Source organism: Domibacillus epiphyticus (genome assembly GCF_001975785.1).
GTDB lineage: Bacteria > Bacillota > Bacilli > Bacillales > Domibacillaceae > Domibacillus > Domibacillus epiphyticus.
Window position 1 is genome coordinate 1 of the sequence record NZ_MSFI01000027.1, and the last position, 1,133, is coordinate 1,133.

At 49.3% G+C, this 1,133-nt stretch carries 1 protein-coding gene; it reads right to left on the minus strand.

Annotated elements, in window-relative coordinates; genetic code table 11:
• A partial coding sequence (locus BTO28_RS14805) for a levoglucosan dehydrogenase (protein WP_076767665.1) occupies positions 1 to 1,133 on the minus strand: 1,133 nt, incomplete at both ends.

Consider the following 1,133-nt stretch of genomic DNA (forward strand, 5'->3'; position numbering starts at 1 on the left):
GCAGATTCAAGAATCGCGTCAGAAATGACCGCAATTTGATATCCATCTTCAAAGTCAGGTGATACAGACGTATCTTCCGCAATTGATTTCATAAAGTCATACGTTTCAATAATTTTTGTTTCACCGTAGCCAATGCCGAGTGCCGGGATTGGCCATAGTCCCTCTCCGTATGGATGAGCCGGGCCTGTATACACCGTTCTGAAGCCGCGGCTGTCCGCTGGATCATCCGAGAAGCACACTTGAAGTTCATCACGGCGCTCGTAGTTAAAGACGAGCGATCCTTTTTCTCCATGAATTTCGAATGTGAGGAAGTTGTTGCGCCCCCATGCATTACGCGTTGCTTCAATGCTGCCGACGGCACCGTTTTCAAATTTCACCATCGTCATAAATTCATCATCCACATCAACAGCTGCTTTCGGTACATCCACGTCCGCTTTTACCGTGCCTAGCTTGTCCAATCCGCCGCTTTGAATCGGACGTTCGCCGATCCACGTTTTAGCGACAGCGTTTACATCTGAAATCTCGCCAACAAGGTAGCGCGCGAAATCGATCACGTGTGTTCCGATATCCCCAAGCGCACCAGAACCTGCACGGTCTTTTTGGAAGCGCCATGAAAGCGGTGAATTTGGATCAGCTGACCAGTCCTGCAAGTACGTGCCGCGGAAGTTGAGAATTTTTCCTAGTTTGCCTTCTTCAATGTACTTTTTCGCCAGGGCAACAGCTGGTGTTCTGCGGTAGTTGAACGCAACCATGTGCTTCACGCCTGCTTCTTTTACCGCATCAAGCATCGTTTTCGCTTCTGCCGCATTTCGCGCAAGCGGTTTCTCAGAAATGATGTGCTTGCCTGCTTTAGCAGCCGCAATCGCGATTTCCGCATGAGAATCATTCGGCGTCACAATATCAATAATGTCGATCTCTGGGTCTTCCACAACTTTTCTCCAGTCAGAAGAATAGTGTTCAAAGCCGAGACGAGCGGCTGCATCTTTCGCTAGTTCGTCTGTTACGTCAACGACTGTGTGGCGGTGAGGAACAACCGGTGCCGGCCAGAAAAACATCGGCATCCCTGCATAAGCAAGTGCATGCGCTTTCCCCATGAATCCTCCGCCAATCATTCCTACGTTTAACTTTTTCAT